The organism is Azospirillum sp. A26, from assembly GCF_042604635.1.
Classification (GTDB): Bacteria; Pseudomonadota; Alphaproteobacteria; order Azospirillales; family Azospirillaceae; genus Azospirillum; species Azospirillum palustre.
In genome coordinates, this window is sequence record NZ_CP170474.1 from 582818 (window position 1) to 602001 (window position 19184).

The window sequence follows — 19184 nt, forward strand, 5'->3', positions numbered from 1 at the left end:
ATGGGGCCCGTTGCGACCGGGTCCCGTTATCGGGGTTGAGGGTGTGTGGGTCAGGATCCGTGCGGCCGGATCGTCAGCCGGCCGGTGGCCGGGTCGGCGGTGGCGACGGTGCTGCGGGCGGCTGCTTCTTTTTCGGCGGCCAGCTTGGCCTCGGCGGCCTGCCACTTCTCGCGCTTCTGCCGCTTCTGGATCATGACCGGGCATTTGTGGTCGTGGTGGTAGAGCATCTGGCAGTGCAGGCACTGGATGCATTCATTGGGGTTGATCGAGCCATCGGGGTGGATGGCCTGCACCGGGCATTCGTTGCCGCAGCGCTGGCACGGGCTGCCGCATTCCTTGTAGCGCCGCAGCCAGTCGAACATCCGCAGCCGGCCGGGGATCGCCAGCGCCGCGCCCAGCGGGCAGAGATAGCGGCAGAAGAAGCGTTCGATCACCAGCCCGGCCGCCAGCAGCGCCACGGCGAAGGCGACGAACCACCAGTCGCGGATGAAATGCAGGATGATGGCGGTCTTGAACGGCTCGATCTCCGCCGCCTTCTCCGCCGTGCCCAGCGATTGCAGCGACACGCCGAACAGCAGCAGGAAGATGATGTACTTGATCGGCCACAGCCGCTGGTGCAGGGCGAAGGGGACGGTGATCTGGCGGATGCCGATCCTTTTGGCCGCCTTCGACGCCAGCTCCTGGAGCGCGCCGAACGGGCAGAGCCAGCCGCAGAAGGCACCCCGGCCCCAGAACAGCAGCGATGCCGCCACCGAGAACCACAGGATGAACACCAGCGGGTCCATCATGAAATAGTCCCAGCGGAAGTCGGTGCGCAGCGCGTTGGCGAAGGTCAGGATATTGACCACCGACAGCTGGGCCGTGGCGTACCAGCCGAGCCAGACCAGGGTGAAGACCAGATAGGCGGTGCGGACGCGCTCGTACAGCTTCGGGCGTTTGGTCAGCTGGTCCTGGAAGAAGAAGATGCCGGTCAGCAGCAGGATGGCGGAGGCCAGCACGGCGATGTCGAGCTGCCGGTTCTGCCAGATGCGCTGCCACAGCGGGACTTCGGCGGCCTCCTCCGCGGCCTCGGCACCGGCGGCCTGGATGGCGGCGCTGTGGCTGGCGGACGGGTCGGGAGATGCGGCGACTGTGGGAGCCGGCTGTTCGGTCTTCAGATATTTGTCGGGCGGCTGGTAGCCGAGGTCGAAGGTGACGAACACCTTGTCGAGCGCGGCGATGGCGCGCTGGACCAGAAGCTGGAGGCGCCAGGGTTCGGCCGGGTTGAACTCGGTGCCTTCCGGCAGGACGAACAGGCCGATTTCCGGGAAATCGGGGGCACCGGCGGCGGCGACGCTGCCCAGGCGTTTGTGCATCTTGTCGCGGAAGCGGATCGAGCCCTCATGCTGGATCATCTCGACCCGGTCGAAGATGCCGCCGCGGACATAGCCCGATCCCTTGAAGGAATAGCGCCCCTGCCCGGCCACCCACACCGCCTGCTGGCCGGGCTTCAGCCGCTGGGTCAGCGTTTGGTACTCCGCATCGCCCAGCAGCGAGCGGCCGATGGACGGGATCGACACCAGGGCGGCGTAGAGGTCGATGAAGGTCTCGTCGGGGCTGCCGGCCTCGGCGCGGGCGATGGCTTCGGCCCGGCCGGTCTTCTCGAAGGCGGCGTTCACCTCCCCCACCGTCAGGGTCAGGCGGCGGACCGAACCGTCGCCGATCAGGGTCGTCCAGTCCTCCACCGCCGTCTTCGACAGGTCGACGGACTTGACGATGGTCGGCGCGCTGTCCGGCCCGGCCTTCCCCAGGCTCTGCATCACCTTCTTGCCGGAGCGGATGATCGAATCGCCGATGACCATCACCGTCACCGTCGCCCCCGATACGATGTCGACCGGCGGGCTGGCGGCGCTTTGGGTGGCGAGCGTCAGCACGTTCTTGCCGACATAGCCGTTGATGAAGCCGTTGATGCGGGCCGGCGGGATGCCGATCAGGACGATGGGCTCGTGATGGTCCATCAGCCGGGCGCCGGCCACCGTGCCGTCCGCCGTCAGCCCGACGACCACGTCGATGGGGCGGCCGGAATAGCCGGTGGTGTTGACGAAGTCGGAGGTCAGATAGGCATGGCCCACCACCGCTTCGCCCTTGTAGACCGGGACGGTGGGGGTGTTCGGGGTGGGCTGGCCGAAGCGGTCGGCGCCGGGCACGAGGTCGGAGGGTTGCAGCTTCGCCAGATAGGGCAGCAGCCGGCCGCTGTCGGCGGCCTCAGCCGTGGCGATGCCTGCGGCGATCCCGGTCAGCAGCAGTAGGAGGGCGACGAGCGCCGATCCCACCCAACGTTGTACGCGCCTGAACCTCACGACGGCCATCCTCCGGCTTTCGCCACCTTGCGGCGGTGTCTGCATTGGTGTCTCGGAGGGCATGAAAGCGCTTGGCGGCGGGGGAGTTCTTGACCGCGGTCAAGTGCGCCGGGGGAGGTTCGTGCGAATTGCGCCAGATCAACAACCATTGGGGGAAGGAAGGCGGTGGCCCGGCGCTATTCCTCCGATGGCATAACCCCTCAGGTACGGGTGGTTTTGCGAAACAATCCCGGCAATTCTTGGTTGGACCTGTCAGCCTGAGATCAAGCAGAAGGCCGCATCCCATGAGCGCAGCCCGACAATCCAGCGCAGCCCGCAGTTTCGATGCCTCCCGCCCTGACGGCCCGCGCCCGCCGATGGATCGCGGAACCCGCCGGCGCGAACTCGCCATGTTCCTGTTGCTGGCGGTGTTCATCTGGCCGGTTCTGTCGGTCGCGGTGGTCGGCGGCTATGGCTTCGTCGTCTGGATGTCGCAGCTGATCCTGGGCCCGCCCGGTCCGCCGCCGGTCTGAGGAGAACTGCCCGATGGCCGAGGATGGCTTAAGCAGGGAGGCCGTAAACCGCGACAGGCGGAGCCTTCTGCGGGGGCGGCCGGCGGCCGGGCCGCCGCCCATCCATCCCCCCTGGTCCCGCCCCGACTATTTCACCGCGCTCTGCACCCGCTGCGGTGCCTGTGCCGAAGCATGTCCCGAGGCGATCCTGCGGGCGGGCGACGGCGGCTATCCCGAGGTCGATTTCACCCGCGGGGAGTGCAGCTTCTGCGGCGCCTGCGCCGAGGCCTGCACCGAACCGATCTTCGACCGGACGATGGCACCCTGGGTTTTGCGCCCCGCCATCGCGCCTTCCTGCCTCGCGGTGCAGCGGGTGGTGTGCCGAAGCTGCCAGGACGCCTGCCCGGAAGGGGCGATCCGCTTCCAGCCGGCGCCGGGCGGGGCCGCCCATGCCCGGATCGACGATGCGGCCTGCACCGGCTGCGGCGCCTGTGTCGCCGCCTGCCCGTCCGGAGCCGTCACCCTCACCCACCAGAGCGTCCCTCACAAAACCGGGAGCCCAGCCCATGCCGCGCGGTGACATCACCGGAGATGACATCACCGGAGCGGGGACGGCGGGCGAACGGCACCTCGCCTCGCTGCTGCTGCATGTGCGGCAGGAGCGGCAGGCGGCGGTGCGGGCCGTCATCGCGACCATGCCCGGCACCGAGCTTCACATCGAGCAGCCCGGCAAGATGGTGGTCACCGTCGAAGGGCCGCACGAGGGCTGGATCGCCGACCGGATGACCGCGCTGCATCTGCTGGAGGGCGTGTTCTCCGCCGTTATGGTCTTTCATCACATCGACCGGGTGGGGGCCGTCGAGGCCTGACACCGCCCCGCCCTGCCCCGCCAGCCGGTTCCGGACACCAGAAGAAGAGGGGGACGCCCATGTTGGACCGTCGCGACTTCATCAAGGCACAGGCGGTGGCCGCCGCCGCGGCTGCCGGGGGCCTGAGCCTGCCGGCCGCCGCGCAAAGCTCCCTGGTGGCGGGGGAGGACGCCACGCTGAAATGGTCGAAGGCGCCCTGCCGCTTCTGCGGCACCGGCTGCGGCGTGATGGTCGCGACCAAGGACAACCGCGTCGTCGCCACCCATGGCGACATGCAGGCCGAGGTGAACCGCGGGCTGAACTGCGTGAAGGGCTATTTCCTGTCCAAGATCCTCTATGGGCAGGACCGGCTGACCCAGCCGCTGCTGCGCATGCGCGACGGGCAGTACCACAAGGAGGGCGAGTTCCAGCCGGTGTCCTGGGACCGCGCCTTCGACGAGATGGCACGGCAGTGGAAGCGGGTGATCAAGGAGAAGGGGCCGGACGCCGTCGGCATGTTCGGCTCCGGCCAATGGACGATCTGGGAGGGCTATGCGGCGTCCAAGCTGATGCGCGCCGGCTTCCGCACCAACAACCTCGATCCGAATGCCCGCCACTGCATGGCGTCGGCCGCCGTCGCCTTCATCCGCACCTTCGGCATGGACGAGCCGATGGGCTGCTACGACGATTTCGAGAATGCCGACGCCTTCGTGCTGTGGGGCTCCAACATGGCGGAGATGCACCCGATCCTGTGGACCCGCATCACCGACCGCCGGCTGGCCCACAACCATGTGAAGGTGGCGGTGCTGTCGACCTTCGAGCACCGCAGCTTCGAGCTGGCCGACATCCCGATGATCTTCACGCCGGGCACCGATCTGGCGATCCTGAATTACATCGCCAACCACATCATCCAGACCGGCCGGGTGAACCGGGAGTTCGTCGAGAAGCACTGCAATTTCCGGCTCGGCCAGACCGACATCGGCTATGGGCTGCGGCCGGAAAGCGTGCTGGAGGTGCGGGCGGCCAACGCCAAGGACCCGACCGATTCCAAGCCCATCGACTTCGACGCCTTCGCCAGGTTCGTCAGCACCTACACGCTGGATTATACGGCGGAGCTGACCGGCGTGCCGAAAGAGCGGCTGACCGCCCTGGCCGAGCTGTATGCCGACCCGAAGGTCAAGGTGATGTCGCTGTGGACCATGGGGTTCAACCAGCATGTCCGCGGCGTCTGGGCCAACCACATGGTCTACAACATCCACCTGCTGACCGGAAAAATCTCCGAGCCGGGCAACGGTCCCTTCTCGCTGACCGGGCAGCCGTCGGCCTGCGGTACGGCGCGCGAGGTCGGCACCTTCGCCCACCGGCTGCCCGCCGACATGCAGGTGACCAACCCGACCCACCGCGCCCACACCGAGGAGGCGTGGAAGCTGCCCAAGGATCTGCTGCCGGCCAAGATCGGCTATCACGCCGTCCAGCAGGACCGCATGCTGAAGGACGGCAAGCTGAACGCCTACTGGATCATGGTGAACAACAACCTCCAGGCGGCGCCCAACAGCGGCAACGAGACCTATCCCGGTTACCGCAACCCCGACAACTTCATCGTGGTGTCGGACGCCTACCCCACCGTCACCGCGTCGGCCGCCGACCTGATCCTGCCGGCGGCGATGTGGGTGGAGAAGGAGGGCGCCTACGGCAATGCCGAACGCCGCACCCATTTCTGGCACCAGCTGGTCACCGCACCGGGGGAGGCGCGGTCGGATCTGTGGCAGCTGATGGAGTTCTCCAAGCGCTTCACCACCGACGAGGTGTGGCCGGCGGCGGTGCTGGACGCCAATCCGTCTTACCGCGGCAAGACGCTGTTCGACGTGCTGTACCGCAACGGGACGGTGGACCGGTTCCCGGTTTCGGAGATCGACCCCGACTATGCCAACGACGAATCCCGCGCTTTCGGCTTCTACGTCCAGAAGGGGCTGTTCGAGGAATATGCCGATTTCGGCCGTGGGCACGGTCACGATCTGGCGCCCTTCGACCGCTATCATCAGGTGCGCGGCCTGCGTTGGCCGGTGGTGGACGGCAAGGAGACGCGCTGGCGCTACCGCGAGGGTCATGACCCGTTCGTGAAGGCGGGGGAGCAGGTGCGCTTCTACGGCAACCCGGACGGCAAGGCGAATGTCTTCGCCTTCCCCTACGAGCCGCCGGCCGAGGTGCCCGACCGGGAGTTCGACCTGTGGCTGGTGACGGGCCGGGTGCTGGAGCACTGGCACAGCGGGTCGATGACCATGCGGGTGCCGGAGCTGTACAAGGCGATGCCGATGGCGCTGGTCTTCATGCACCCCGACGATGCCAAGGCACGGGGCCTGCGCCGCGGATCGGAGGTGAAGGTGGTCTCCCGCCGCGGCGAGATGATCACGCGGGTCGAGACGCGCGGGCGCAACAAGCCGCCGCGCGGGGTGGTGTTCGTGCCGTGGTTCGACTCCGCCCGGCTGATCAACAAGTGCACGCTGGACGCCACCGACCCGATCAGCAAGCAGACCGACTTCAAGAAATGCGCCGCCAAGATCGTGGCCGTGTGAGGGAGGAGTTGAGCCATGCGTCCCCATCACCTCGCCGCGCTGGCGGCCCTGCCCTTCCTCGTGCCGGCGGTGCTCTCGGCGCAGAACGCGCCCCAGGGCGGGCCGCCGCTGCGGCTGGACTCGCCCTTCCGCCCGCCGGTGAATTTCGTCGAGCAGAACCCTGCCCCGCCGATCCCGCCGGACGTCACCGATGACCGCCGCGTTGCCCGCAATTACCCCGAACAGCCGCCGGTGATCCCGCACAATGTCCGCGACTATCAGATCACGCTGAACAACAACCAGTGCCTGACCTGCCACAGCCGCCGCTTCACCGAGGCGGTGCAGGCGCCGATGGTCAGCATCACCCATTACGTCGACCGCGAGGGCCAGACGCTGGGGGCCGTGTCGCCGCGGCGGTATTTCTGCATGCAGTGCCATGTGCCGCAGACCACGGCGCAGCCCATCGTTCCCAACACCTTCAAGGATCTGGACACCCTGGTCAGCCGGCCGTCGGACCGGGGAGACCGCCCATGAAGCCGCGCATCCCGGTGTCGCTGAAGACGGCGTGGCGGACCTTCTCCAGCCCCAGTCGGACCTTCAGCCTGGGCTTCCTGACGCTGGGCGGCTTCATCGCCGGCGTGGTGTTCTGGGGCGGCTTCAACACCGCGCTGGAGGCGACCAACCGGGAGGCCTTCTGCATCGGCTGCCACGAGATGCAGGCCAACCCCTATGAGGAGCTGAAGCAGACCATCCACTTCACCAACCGGTCCGGCGTGCGGGCGACCTGCCCCGACTGCCATGTGCCGCACCAGTGGACCGACAAGATCGCCCGCAAGATGCAGGCGTCGAAGGAGGTCTGGGGCAAGATCTTCGGCACCATCGACACCCGCGACAAGTTCGTCGCGAAACGCCGCGAACTGGCCGAGCATGAATGGGCGCGGCTGAAGGCCAACAACTCGCTGGAATGCCGCAACTGCCACAGCGCGGATTCGATGGACATCACCAAGCAGGGGGCACGGGCGGCGCGCATCCACGAACAGTATCTGTTCACCGGGGAGCGCACCTGCATCGACTGCCACAAGGGCATCGCCCACCGCCTGCCCGACATGCACGGCGTCCCGCCGGGCTGGAGCGAGGTGTCCGACACCCCGCAGAAACCCATCGGCCATTGGTTGGCGGATGGGGGAGGGGAGGGAGCTGTTCGGTGAATGCGAGGCCCCCGGTCGGAATCCGACCACCCGTCCTGCGGTGGTCGGATTCCGACCGGTCTTAGTTTCCGGCCGCGGCCAGGATCGCGTCGATGGCGCTGCGCATGTCCGCCAGCGCCTGCCGGTCGGTTTCGGACAGCGACTGCGGCTTGGCCTGGAGGTCCCGCAGCACGTCGCGGGCCTGGAACACCGGCTTAGCGGTCCGGGCGGGCAGGGCGCTGGAGGCGATGCCGGCAGGGGCGCTGACCGGCTCGCGCCTGGACGGAGCGGCGGCGGGTGCCGCCGGGGAGGAGGGCAGGGGACCCATCTCGGCGCGCTTCAGCTTTTCCCAGGCGCGGAGCTGCTCGTCCCGGTCGTCGATGGCGGCGAGCGCCTCCAGCCTCGCCTTGGTCGGGCGCAGCAGGGGATAGTCCTCGCGGATCGCCGGGGCCAGACGCTGGAAGGACAGCATCATGGTGACGTAGGTCTTCTTGCGGCCCAGCGCCTCGGCAAGCTGGCGGTGGGAATAGCCGTGCCTCTCGGCCAGCCGGGCCAGCGCGTCCGATTCCTCCAGCGGGTTCAGGTCGCTGCGCTGGAGGTTCTCGACGATGGCGATCTCCTCGTCGTCGTCGCCGGTGAACAGGATGCCGAAGATGGTCTCTCGCCCCAGCATCCGCATCGCCCGCAGCCGCCGCTCGCCATAGACCAGCTGCCACCGGTCGTCGGCGGTCTGGCGCACGCCGATGGGCTGTTGCAGCCCGTGACGCTCGATGGAGGATGCCAGCCCGCGCAACTCCTCCTCGTCGAACTCGCGGCGCGGCTGGTTCGGGTTGGGGGCGATGCGGTCGACCGGCACCTCCACCAGATGCGGCGCATGGCGGCTGAGGCCGAACAGGGCGTCCTTCATCCTGGCGGCTGCGGTGGCGCTCTGCGCCGGCTTGGTTGCCTTGCCGAGAAGACTACGCGACACGGTCGACCTCCTTGATGCGGGCGGTGCGTTCCTCGGCCAGGGCGGATGCGACATCGCGGTAGACGGCGGCGCCGGCCACGTCCGGCATCGCTTCCACCGCCGCACGGCCGACCGAGGTCGCCTGGGCATAGACCGACGCCTTCGGCACCGGATCGAAAACCCGCAGATGCGGGCCGTACTCCTCGTGGATCTGTTCCAGAACCTCGCGGTCGTTGCGTTCGCGCTGCTTGAAGATGGTCGGCACGATGCCGAGCACCGACAGGCCGGTGTTCATCCGGCGGCGGATCTTGGTGACGTTTTCCAGAAGGAAGGCCATGCCGAGCAGGCTGAACTTCTCGGTCTGGCAGGGAATGACCGCAGTGTGGGCGGCGACCATGGCGTTCTTGGTCAGCTCGCCGATGTTGGGGGGCGTGTCGATGACGATGAAGTCGAAGCTGCGCTTCGCCGCGGCGATCTTCTCCTTCATGATGAAGTCGCCGCCGGCCTCCTTGCCCAGCTCCACCTCGGTCTCGGCAAGGCGGATGGAGGAGGGGGCGACGCGCAGGCCGCTTTCCGGCACGGTGACGAGGATATCGTCCAACTCCAGATCGCCATGCATGACGTAGTAGAGGGTCTTGCCCTCCGTCTCCATGGTGTAGGAGTCGATGCCGAGATGCTGGGTGGCGTTGGCCTGCGGATCGCAGTCGATCAGCATGGTGGCGTAGCCCTTGATCGCCAGCGCCGAGGCGATGTTCACCGCCGACACCGTTTTGGCGCAGCCGCCCTTCTGGTTCGCCACGACGACGACCAGCGCCGGGCCGCCCAGCCTTTCCGGCTCCGGCCCGTTGATTTCGCGCGTCATCAGTGCATCGACCGCCGCCGGGATGCGCTCCGCGTCATTTTCCCAGCGGCTGATCTTCTGCTTGTCGTAGCGGCGCTGCAGCCGTTCGTTCAGCCAGACGGCGAACTCGGACTGCGACAGCCCTTTCGTTTCCCGATGGGTCCGCAACTCGTCGCCCTTCACCATCCCCTCCCCAGCATGAACCGGGCCGGAGGGTAGGGGTAGACGCTACAATGGTCAAGGAAACGCATGCCATATGGCAGGGCAATCGCAGCGCGATGTCGTCGCTTAAAATCTCATATGCGATTGCCCTGCCGCCCCGAGAGCATCCCCTTGGCACGAGCGGTCATCGGTCGCTAGATACGGATGACCATGATCGATGAGAGGCAGATGTGACGGACTCGGCGGCTTACCATCGCCTGATGGCGTGCTCGACATCCGGCAGCCTTGCCGATACGCAGGATCTCGGGCGCATGCTGCTGCGCCGTTGCAGCGACGCGTCGGCACCCTACCCGTGCGCGTTGGGGCTGCCCCCGGACAGGCTGGGCGCCCTGGTCGGGACCGTCTTCCCGGAGGCCGCCGCCGGCTGGACGCCGGGGCGCTGCTTCTCCCGGCACGTCCATCGTCTGGCCGACGCGGAGGCGGAGGATCACCACGCCTGCCTTGATCCCGTGGCTATCACCGCGCCGGAGATCATGCGGTTGAAGCGCGAAGAGGAAGATTTCCTCGGTCTGCTGCTGCGCAACCGCAGCACGGACCAGCCGATTGCCGCGGCCTTCGCCGTCATCATCGCGCGCGCCTGCGTGGAAAACGATCATCTCTGGCGCTCCCTCGGGCTGGCGGGGCGCAACTCCCTGGCGGACCTGCTGCGGCGCCATTTCCAACCGCTGGCATCCGCCAACACCCGCAAGCTGCGCTGGAAGCGCTTCTTCTACGAGCGGCTCCTCGCCGAAGGCCGGCCCGCCGACCGGCCCACCGTCTGCGATGCCTGCTCCCATCATTCCGACTGCTATGGCGACATCGTCCCCGTAAGGCCGCACACCCTGCCGAGGTGACGGATCATTCCGCTCCCAAGGCAGAGAGCCTTTTGACAGAGTGGCCGCAATCGATATATCCGTACAGATACATCGATTGCGGAGGGTAGGTGGGGTCCGTAAGGAAGCTTCCGCATCGGTGAGAGGGAAACGGCTTACCATTGGGGGCGAGATGCGTAATTCCTGTCTGTATATTACGTTTACGATTGGGGTGCTGAGCGCCGGCGGGGCGGCCACGGCCGATGCCGCCGGCGATCCGGCTGCCAATGCCGGAGCCGGCGTCTTCACGCTCGGCCAGATCAACGTGTCGGCCCAGGCGGCCGGGCAGCCGATCGGTGGGTCCAGCCTGTCGGCGGACGAGATGCAGACCTTCAACAAGCAGTCGCTCGATCAGGCGATGGACATCATTCCCGGCGTCACCTCGTCGACGACCGGCGGGCAGCGCAACGAACGGCTGGTCTACATCCGCGGCTTCGACCGCTACCAGATTCCGGTGATGATGGACGGCGTGCGGATCTATCTTCCCGCCGACAACCGACTCGATTTCGGCCGCCTGCTGACCCCCGACCTGTCGGAAATCCAGGTGTCGAAGGGCTACGCCTCGGTGCTGGACGGACCGGGCGCCATGGGCGGCGCCATCAACCTCGTCACCCGCAAGCCGACCCGCGCCTTCGAAGCGGAGCTGCGCCAGGGGCTGTCCTTCGACAACCGGGCGGCCCTGGGCGGCTACACCACCTACGGCATGGCCGGCACCCGGCAGGAGCGCTTCTACCTGCAAGCCAGCGGCACCAGGACCGAGACCACCCACAGCCGCCTGCCGGAGAGCTTCAAGCCGGTGGCGTCGGAGAATGGCGGCAACCGCAACCAGTCGCAGACCAGGGACTGGTCGGTCAACCTCAAGGCCGGCTTCACGCCCAACGACACCGACGAATATTCGATCAATTTCCAGAAACAGTCGGGCAGGAAGGGCGCTCCGCTGAACATGAACGACAGCGTCGCCAACCAGCGCTACTGGAGCTGGCCCTACTGGGATTTGCAGAGCGTCTATTGGCTGTCGAACACCAAGCTCGGCAGCGCGTCCTATGCGAAGACCAAGCTCTATTACAACACCTTCCAGAACGGGCTTTACTCCTTCGACGATGCCGGCCTGACGCGGCAGGCGACGTCACGCTCCTTCCGCAGCTATTATGACGACAAGGCCTATGGCGGCAGCGTCGAGCTGGGCACCGACCTGATCCCGATGAACACGCTGAAGGGCGCCCTGCATTTTCGCCGCGACGACCACAAGGAATGGCAACGCCTCTACCCCGGCAATTTCCTGGAGCCCAAGCAGCGGGACCTGGAGGACACCTGGTCGGTCGCGCTGGAGAACAGCTTCCACGCCACGGAGGCGCTGGACATCGTGATCGGCGCCAGCCACGACTGGCGCCGCCTGCATGAGGCGCAGGACTGGAACGGCACCGCCACCGGCTCGATGATCGACTACAAGCGTGCCGACAGCGACGCCACCAATGCCCAGGGCGCCGTGGTCTACCGCTTCTCCAGGACCGGCGAGGCGCATGCCAGCATCTCCGCCCGCAGCCGCTTCCCCAGCATCTTCGAGCGCTTCAGCACCCGCTTCAACGGCACCGCCTCCAACCCCGACCTGAAGCCGGAAAAGGCGATCAACTACGAGATCGGCGCGTCGGAGCGCTTCGGGTCCACCCGTGTCGAGGGCGCCGTCTTCCTCAGCCGCCTGCGCGATGTGATCGCCAACGCGCCAATCGTCATCAACGGCCAGTCGACGACGCAGAGCCGCAACATGGCCTCCGGCCTCTACCGCGGTTTCGAGGTCGTCGTCACCACCAGACTGACCCCAACGCTGGAGGTCGGCGGCAACTACACGCTGACCATCCGGACGCTGTCCGACCCCAACATCCCCAACCTGAAGGCGGTCGGCACGCCGAACCACAAGGTCTTCCTGCATGCTGACTGGCGGCCGACCGAACAGCTCGGCATCGTCCCGAGCGTCGAGGCGGCGAGCGGCCGCTACAGCCAGAGCACCTCGGGCACCGTGTTCCTCGGCAATGGCGGCTATGTCCTGGCCAATCTCCAGGCCAGCTACGACCTGACCGCCAACGCCCAGCTGTCGGCCGGGGTGCGCAACCTGTTCGACGCCAACTATTCGCTGGCCGACGGCTTCCCGGAGCCGGGCCGGACGATGTTCGTGACCGCGCGCTACAGCTTCTGATCCCGGCCGGGCGCTTGAACCGGACCCTTCAAGCGCCCGCTGGCGGTTTCGTTATATTCGGAAGACTATAGAGGCGCCGTGGGACGCGGTTTTACAGGGAGTCGAGGAAGGCCAGCAGCGCCTTGCGGTTCAGCGAGGGCATGCGGCGGACCGCCTCGCGCGCCGGTTCGGCCTCGCCGCCATGCCAGAGAATGGCCTCCAGCGGGGTGCGGGCGCGGCCGTCATGCAGGTAGGTCGGGCGGTCGGTGACCGCCGCCGTCAGGCCGAGCCCCCAGAGCGGCGGCGTCCGCCATTGGCGACCGGTCGCCTGGAAGTCGGGCCGCCCGTCGGCCAGCCCCTCGCCCATGTCATGCAGCAGCAGGTCGGTGTAGGGGTGGATGGTCCGGCCGGCCAGTTCCGGCAGGGCCGGCGACGGGCCGGTGCGCAGGGTCGGGGTGTGGCAGGCTGCGCAGCCGATGGCACCGAACAGACCCTCTCCAACCCGCACCAGGGGATCGTCGGCGTTGCGCCGTGCCGGCACCGCGAGGGCGCGGGTGTAGAGCGTCACCAGATCGAGCTGTTCGTCGCTCAGCTCCGGCCCGGCATTCTCCGTATCCTCTCCCGCCGCCGCCCGGCAGGCGGTCTGCGCCGCCGTGCAGCCATGCTGCGGAAACAGCGTGGAGGTCAGGCCGAGGTCGCCGTCGAAGGCGCCGGCATTCTGCTGGCGCAGGCCCGGCTGGTTGGCCTTCAACCCGAAGCGGCCGATTGCGAAGGCGCCGCGCGCCGCATCCCACACCAGATTGACCCGCCCGCGCACCCCGTCGCCGTCGCGGTCGTCCGGATCGGTGAGTGCCAGCAGATCGGCCTCCGGCACCGCCTCCAGCAGGCCGAGCCCGACGAGCGGTGGCGCCATCCGCACCGAGGTCATCACCTCCGGCCCCAATGGCCCATAGCCGAGATTGCCCAGCCGCAGGTCCGGCCGTCGCAGGGCGACCGGCGTGCCGTCGGCCAGACGGTCGATGCGCTCCGACCAGACCAGCGTCGCCCGGCCCTCGCCCGGCACGCCGGGGATGCCGTCGGGGTTGAACTGGTCGCCATAGACCGGATGCGGCTGCGGCGCCGCGCCCAGTCCGTTGCCCGCCCTGCCGCCGGGCACCGAGAGCCGGACCAGGGTTGACCGCATGCTGTCGGTCTCGCCCTCCGGCGGTTCGCCGCGGCCGTTCTTGGCGTGGCAGGCGATGCAGGATTGCCGGTTGAACAGCGGGCCGAGCCCATCGAGATCGGGCCGCACCTCCGACGGGCCGACGGTCCACACCTGCTGGAACAGCGAGCGGCCGGCATGGAAGGCGGCACGGTGAGCGGGGTCGAGAGCTGGCAACGGCCTGGAGAAGGCGTCGCGCCCCTGCACGGGCACCGTCACCGCCTCGTCGGCCCGCAAGGGCGTCGCGGCGACCAGCAGGGCGGCGGCGAGAGGGAGAACCCGTCTCATGGCGTCGGCAGCGCCCGGCGGGCGAGGTCCAGCGCCTCGGCATGGGCGGCGTCGATGCGGGCGGACCAGTCTTTCCGCATGGCCGCCTGCTCCTCCGGATTGCGATTGGACCGGCGGTCCTGGAACAGTGGCGCGAGGCGGTCGGCGTCGGCAACCGGAACGAAGCCGGCCAGCGTGCGCGCCCTGCTCACCAGGGCGGCGCGCTCCGGGTCGGGCTTGTTGGTTGGCTCGGCATTATTGGCCAGGGCGGCTTCGGCGGCGTGGATGGCGCCCCACAGGGTCTTCAGCCGGTCCTGCCGCCCGGCGATCAGTGTGTCGAACAGCGCCGCGATCAGGCCATGGCGGTTCAGCCCCGTCTCCATGTCGTACGCGTAGGCTTCGGCCCCGACCCTCTGAAAGGGATTGACGGTGCCGGCCGGCGCCTGGGCATAGACGTCGGGACGCACCGGATAGCGGCGGATGTCGGGATGGAACAGCAGCGCCTGCCCCGGCGCCGACAGCACGAAATCGACGAAGGCGCGCGCCGCGTCCGGGTGCGGCGCGGCCCTGGTGATCGCCACCTGGGCCGGCAGGAAGGCGGTGCGCGGCGGGTAGACCAGCGCCACCGGATGGCCGTTGGCGATGGCGCTGCGGGCGAAGAAATCCACCGTCACGGCGACGTCGGCCTCGCCGTTCACCACGCTTTCACTGACCTGCCCGCCATTGCCGACCAGCGTCGCGTCGGCCGCCGCCTCGCCGAGCAGGGCCCAGCCGGCCTCCCAGCCCTCCGCCTGCAAGAGGATGTCGTAGAGCGCCCCGGAGAAGCCGACCTGCCCGGCGATGGGCAGGGCCAGCCGTCCCGCCCAGCGCGTCGCCGCCAGGTCGCGCCATGTCGCCGGCTGCGGCAGGCGGTCGCGGGCGAGAGCCGCCGGGTTGACGATCAGCCCGTAGCCGGCGACCTCGAACGCCTCGAAGAAGCCTTGGCGGTCGGAGACGAACTGCCCATCGACCACGCCCGGCAGGACGGCGCGGTCCACCGTCAGCGGCCGGAAGGCCCCTGCGTCGCGCAGCCGCGGAAAGCTGCCGAGCGAAGGGGTCCAGTAGACATCGACGCCGCCCTGGTCGGGCTTGGCCAGCTCCACCGCGGCGTCGCGTGACGGCTTCCAGACCACTTGCAGGTCGGTGCCGGGATTGGCGCGCTCGAACGCCTGCTCGTAGCGTTGGACCAGTTCGTCCGGGTAGCTGGTCATTACGACGACCCGGTCCTCCACCGCCCAGCCCGCCCCGGAGCCGAACATGAGAATGGAACCGAGCAGCGGCGCGGCGATCCTGCGGGAGAGTGGGAACATGCCTCGGCAGCCTCAAACAGCTATATTCGAAAAGATATAACGATAACCCTATACCTGTTGGGCCCTCGCGGCAACCACGGCCATGCAGCAGGAACGCCGCTACGGGGCGCTGCGACCTGCCGGGAGCAGGCCTGCCGCCACAGGCGCGCGGCGTGCTATGGCAAAGCCGATTTCCTGCATTGCAACAGTGATGTCGAAAGATAGGAGATAATCGTAAAAGGAAAATGCATGCATTGGTATGAATAAAATTTACGCGACTTAAATGAAATTTACCACCAATACCGTTTGACGCCCTGAATATTATCAAACTACCCTTAAGGGGTAAACGGAGAAGACTGGACTCAGTCCAGCTTCCGCAACGGAAATTCATTCCTTTTCCGAAGGCCGATTACCGATTGACGTTGCTTTTCCCCGATATGGATCGCAAAGGATAATTAGAGTCATGACCGAGAACGCCAACCGGCCGCAGCGCGACGGCGCGCAGCCCAACATCCTGCTGATCTCCGTCGATCAATACCGCTACCCGCGCTTCTCCTATGGCCCCAAGGGCGGGCTGGCGGAACCGCTGAAGCGGATCCTGGGCTTCCGCGGCGAGGCGGATGTTGGCGAGAACGACTATGCGCGCTTTTTTCCCGGCCTGACCCGGCTGCGCAGGAATGCGGTGGCGCTGCACAACCACACCATCGCCTCCAGCGCCTGCACCCCCAGCCGTGCGGTGATGTTCACCGGCCAGTACGGCAACCGCACCGGCGTGACCCAGACCGACGGCATGTTCAAGGACGGCAACGCGGCGCGCTTCCCGTGGCTGGAGGCCGACGGCCATCCCACCATGGGCCATTGGATGCAGGCCATCGGCTATTCCTCGCATTATTTCGGCAAATGGCATGTCAGCAACCCGGCCGGTCATTCGCTGACCCGTTACGGCTTCTCCGACTGGGAGCTGTCCTATCCCGAGCCCCATGGGGCGGCGATCAACAATCTGGGCCTCTATCGCGACGCCGGCTTCGCCGACAACGCCTGCCTGTTCCTGCGCCGCCGCGGGCTGGCGCTGCCCTACAATTACGGGGTTTCGGCGGACGAGGCGCGGCCCGGCCCCGGCACCGCGGCCACCGATGCGGCCGAGCGCCCGTGGTTCGCGGTGGTGTCCTTCACCAACCCCCACGACATCGCGACATACCCCACGGTGATTTCGCAGGCGCTGCCGCCGACCGACGGAAGCACGGCAAAGACCCAGCCGGTGTTCGGCCCGCTCGACGTGCCGCTCCAGGGCCAGTCGTCCTACCCGCCGACCGAAGGCACGATGGCGATGCCGCTCAACCCGCAGGGCTTCCCGCAAGATTGCGCTGGTCGGATTCCGACCTGGAACGAGGATCTGTCGACCAAGCCGTCCTGCCAGTTCGACGCCGCCTACAAGATCGGCCTCGCCTTGTCCGCCAAGGCGAGCCATGGCGCCGTCAGCGCCGCCGGGGACGTGGCGGGGTCCGCTGACTGGGAAGCCGCGGCGGCGCTGGCGCTGAAATTCACCATCCCGTTCCAGCTCTCCGAGGATCCGGAGGGGTACAGCATCCAGCTGCTGCAATTCTATGCTTGGCTGCATTCCCAGGTCGATCCGCAGATCAACCGCGTGCTCCAGGCCCTGGAGGATTCGGGTCAGGCCGACAACACCATCGTGATCTTCGTGGCCGACCATGGCGAGCTGGGTGCCGCCCACAACATGATGCTGGAGAAGTGGCACGTCGCCTATGAGGAGGCGGTGCATGTGCCGATGGTGGTGCGCTTCCCGGCCTCGATGGGTGGCGACGGAACCTCGCTGAGGCATGTGGATGCCGTGACCAGCCACGCCGACCTCGTGCCCACCGTGCTGGGCCTGACCGGCGTCGGCCGCAAGGCGCTGGACAAGGCGGCGGACGAGCTGGGCAAGCGCCACACCATGGCGCCGCTGCCGGGCGTCGACCTGACCCCGGTGCTGAAGGCCCCCGGCACGCCGGTGACCTACCCGAACGGCCAGCCGCGCGAAGGCGTGCTGTTCATGACCGACGACGAGGTGACCCAGCCGGTCGAGGGCGGCCGGATCACCGAGCCCGACTATTATGGCGCCTACGAGGTGTATTGCCGGACTGTCGAGGCGGTGCGCAGCGGCGACTTCAAGGTCACGCCGGTGCCGGAGCTGTCCCCCGGCCCGGTGCGCCAGCCCAACCACATCCGCTGCGTGCGCACGGACGGTGCCAAGCTGGCCCGCTACTTCGACCCGGCGAACCCGCTTCTGCTGGAATGGGAGATGTACGACCTGAACCGGGACCCGAACGAGGAAACCAACCTCGTGCAGGTGATCGGGCAGGCCCCGACGGCGCGCACCGACCAGGACAATCTGCCCGACTGGTACGACGTGGATGCGGTCCAGGCCGAAGCCGACCGCCTCGCCGCCCTGCTGGCGGATGTGGAGCGGCGGGCGGGGCTGGAGGTGCAACAGCCCGTTCCGGCGTAACGGGGGGCGGGGGCCTTGCAAAACAAGGCTCCCGCATGCTGGCGAAGCCGGGAGGAGCCGTCAGCGCTCGCGGTTTCGCCAGGACCAAGCGGCGGCCAGCACCGGCACCGACAGCGCCACCCAGGACAGGGCGTCCACCAGCCCGTCGTCCAGCAAGGCCGTGACCAGCCCGGCGGCGGTGACGAGCGCGATTGCGCTGGGAATGCCGAAGATCGCCAGCAGGGGAAGGGGGGCGCGCGGCTTCATTCCGCAGCCTCCCCGACGGCGGCGCGCAGGCCGGGAGCGGCAGCGTGGTCCTGCGCGGTGCGGCGGCGGGCGACCCAGAGATAGAGGCCGCTGCCGAGGATGACGATGGTCAGAACGTCCAGCACCGCCCACAGGATCTTCATCGGCAGCCCGCCATAATCGCCGAAATGCAGCGGCTGCGACAGCCGCAGCGCCAGCATGTACCAGGGCATGGAGCGCATGTCGGTGAAGGCCCCCGTCTCGGCATCGATCAGGGCGGGGGTCAGGATGCGGTTGGTGGCCGGCGTGGCTCCCTTCAGCCACACCGCGTAATGGTGGTTGCTGGAAAAGCGCACGCCGGGGAAGGCGATGAATTGCGGGCGCATGCCGGGGGCCGCCGCCATCGCGGTGCGGACGGCGGCATCGACGGAGGCGAAGCGCTCCGGCACCGGCTTGCCGGCGTAGGGGGCGATCATCGCCGCCAGCTCGTTGGAGCGCCAATAGGCGACCAGCGGCACCGACAGGGTGTTGATGACGCCGGTCAGCCCGACCACCGCCACCCACATCAGCGTGACGATGCCCAGCATGTTGTGCAGGTCGAGCCATTTCAGCCGCCTGCTGCGCCCGGCCCGCACGGTGCCGAAGGACAGCTTGCGCATGAAGGGGGCGTAGATCACCACCCCCGACACAGTGGCGACGAACAGCAGGAAGCCCATGAAGCCGAGGAACAGCTCGCCGGGCAGGCCGGCGAATATGTCCACATGCAGGCGCAGCATCACATGCATGAAGCCCTTGTCGTCGTTCAGGTCGGCCAGGATCCGCGTGCTGCGCAGGTCGATGGCGGAGATGTGCATCTGCGACACCGGCGGGCGGGCACCCGGACCGGTGGTGACGTTCACCACCGGCCGGTCCTCGTCGAAGCTGAGGAACAGCGGACGCTCGCCGGGGTAGGTCGCCAGCGCCGTCGCCACCGCCTCGTCCAGCGACTTCAGCGGCGTTTCGGCCGGCATCGGCGGCAGGGTGTGTTCCGCCGTCAGCGCCTCGATCTCGTCATGGAAGATCAGCGGCAGGCCGGTCAGGCACAGCAGCAGCATGAAGACCGTGCAGATCAGGCTGGTCCATTTGTGGATCAGCGTCCAGGCCCGGATGGTTCGGTTGGTCATCGCAAGCTCCTCATGCCGCCCTCAGGACTGTATCGGCCGGAAAG

The 19184-nt window shown here is 67.8% G+C and carries 16 protein-coding genes; 9 read left to right on the forward strand and 7 right to left on the reverse strand.

What is annotated here, in order from left to right:
* Positions 1-50: 50 nt before the first annotated feature.
* The gene (locus tag ABNQ39_RS26340) at positions 51-2348 is read right to left on the reverse strand and encodes a 4Fe-4S binding protein (protein WP_376963952.1); all 2298 of its coding nucleotides are present in this window, start codon (positions 2346-2348) and stop codon (positions 51-53) included.
* Positions 2349-2623: 275 nt separating this feature from the next.
* Here ABNQ39_RS26340 and napE point away from each other — a divergent pair, with 275 nt between their 5' ends.
* The 6 genes from napE to ABNQ39_RS26370 are packed head-to-tail and all read left to right on the forward strand — an operon-like array spanning position 2624 to position 7438.
* Positions 2624-2851: a periplasmic nitrate reductase, NapE protein gene (napE, locus tag ABNQ39_RS26345; RefSeq protein WP_376963955.1), complete on the forward strand. Its 228-nt coding sequence runs from the start codon at positions 2624-2626 to the stop codon at positions 2849-2851.
* A 13-nt stretch (positions 2852-2864) separates the two neighbouring features.
* Positions 2865-3410: a ferredoxin-type protein NapF gene (napF, locus tag ABNQ39_RS26350; RefSeq protein ID WP_376963958.1), complete on the forward strand. Its 546-nt coding sequence runs from the start codon at positions 2865-2867 to the stop codon at positions 3408-3410.
* Positions 3397-3699, forward strand: a complete 303-nt coding sequence (locus ABNQ39_RS26355) for a chaperone NapD (RefSeq protein WP_376963961.1) — start codon at positions 3397-3399, stop codon at positions 3697-3699. The genes napF and ABNQ39_RS26355 overlap by 14 nt, the downstream gene beginning before the upstream one ends.
* Positions 3700-3758: 59 nt before the next feature.
* On the forward strand, positions 3759-6251 hold the full coding sequence (gene napA, locus ABNQ39_RS26360; RefSeq protein ID WP_376963964.1) for a periplasmic nitrate reductase subunit alpha: 2493 nt from the start codon (positions 3759-3761) through the stop codon (positions 6249-6251).
* Positions 6252-6266: 15 nt separating this feature from the next.
* Positions 6267-6764, forward strand: coding sequence for a nitrate reductase cytochrome c-type subunit (locus tag ABNQ39_RS26365; RefSeq protein ID WP_376963967.1), 498 nt, complete (start codon positions 6267-6269; stop codon positions 6762-6764).
* On the forward strand, positions 6761-7438 hold the full coding sequence (locus tag ABNQ39_RS26370) for a cytochrome c3 family protein (RefSeq protein WP_376963970.1): 678 nt from the start codon (positions 6761-6763) through the stop codon (positions 7436-7438). The genes ABNQ39_RS26365 and ABNQ39_RS26370 overlap by 4 nt, the downstream gene beginning before the upstream one ends.
* 61 nt (positions 7439-7499) lie before the next feature.
* Here ABNQ39_RS26370 and ABNQ39_RS26375 read toward each other — a convergent pair whose 3' ends face one another.
* Together ABNQ39_RS26375 and ABNQ39_RS26380 are read right to left on the reverse strand one after the other, a co-directional pair.
* Complete coding sequence (locus ABNQ39_RS26375; RefSeq protein ID WP_376963973.1) at positions 7500-8387, reverse strand: ParB/RepB/Spo0J family partition protein; 888 nt, start codon at positions 8385-8387, stop codon at positions 7500-7502.
* Entirely contained in the window at positions 8377-9393 is a 1017-nt protein-coding gene (locus ABNQ39_RS26380; protein ID WP_376963976.1) for an AAA family ATPase, read from the reverse strand. The genes ABNQ39_RS26375 and ABNQ39_RS26380 overlap by 11 nt, the downstream gene beginning before the upstream one ends.
* Before the next feature lie 206 nt (positions 9394-9599).
* Here ABNQ39_RS26380 and ABNQ39_RS26385 point away from each other — a divergent pair, with 206 nt between their 5' ends.
* Together ABNQ39_RS26385 and ABNQ39_RS26390 are read left to right on the forward strand one after the other, a co-directional pair.
* Entirely contained in the window at positions 9600-10262 is a 663-nt protein-coding gene (locus tag ABNQ39_RS26385; RefSeq protein WP_376963979.1) for a nitrogen fixation protein NifQ, read from the forward strand.
* A gap of 190 nt (positions 10263-10452) precedes the next feature.
* The gene (locus ABNQ39_RS26390) at positions 10453-12471 is read left to right on the forward strand and encodes a TonB-dependent receptor plug domain-containing protein (protein WP_376963981.1); all 2019 of its coding nucleotides are present in this window, start codon (positions 10453-10455) and stop codon (positions 12469-12471) included.
* A 91-nt stretch (positions 12472-12562) separates the two neighbouring features.
* Here the strand turns inward: ABNQ39_RS26390 and ABNQ39_RS26395 are convergent, their stop codons facing one another.
* Positions 12563-13939, reverse strand: coding sequence for a di-heme oxidoredictase family protein (locus ABNQ39_RS26395; RefSeq protein ID WP_376963984.1), 1377 nt, complete (start codon positions 13937-13939; stop codon positions 12563-12565).
* On the reverse strand, positions 13936-15267 hold the full coding sequence (locus ABNQ39_RS26400) for an ABC transporter substrate-binding protein (protein ID WP_376963987.1): 1332 nt from the start codon (positions 15265-15267) through the stop codon (positions 13936-13938). Before ABNQ39_RS26400 ends, ABNQ39_RS26395 begins: the two co-directional genes overlap by 4 nt.
* 442 nt (positions 15268-15709) lie before the next feature.
* Here ABNQ39_RS26400 and ABNQ39_RS26405 point away from each other — a divergent pair, with 442 nt between their 5' ends.
* Positions 15710-17752, forward strand: a complete 2043-nt coding sequence (locus ABNQ39_RS26405) for a sulfatase-like hydrolase/transferase (protein ID WP_376963990.1) — start codon at positions 15710-15712, stop codon at positions 17750-17752.
* Positions 17753-17812: 60 nt separating this feature from the next.
* Here the strand turns inward: ABNQ39_RS26405 and ABNQ39_RS26410 are convergent, their stop codons facing one another.
* Entirely contained in the window at positions 17813-17998 is a 186-nt protein-coding gene (locus ABNQ39_RS26410; RefSeq protein ID WP_376963993.1) for a hypothetical protein, read from the reverse strand.
* Positions 17995-19140, reverse strand: a complete 1146-nt coding sequence (locus ABNQ39_RS26415) for a PepSY-associated TM helix domain-containing protein (RefSeq protein ID WP_376963996.1) — start codon at positions 19138-19140, stop codon at positions 17995-17997. The genes ABNQ39_RS26410 and ABNQ39_RS26415 overlap by 4 nt, the downstream gene beginning before the upstream one ends.
* Positions 19141-19184 lie beyond the last annotated feature (44 nt).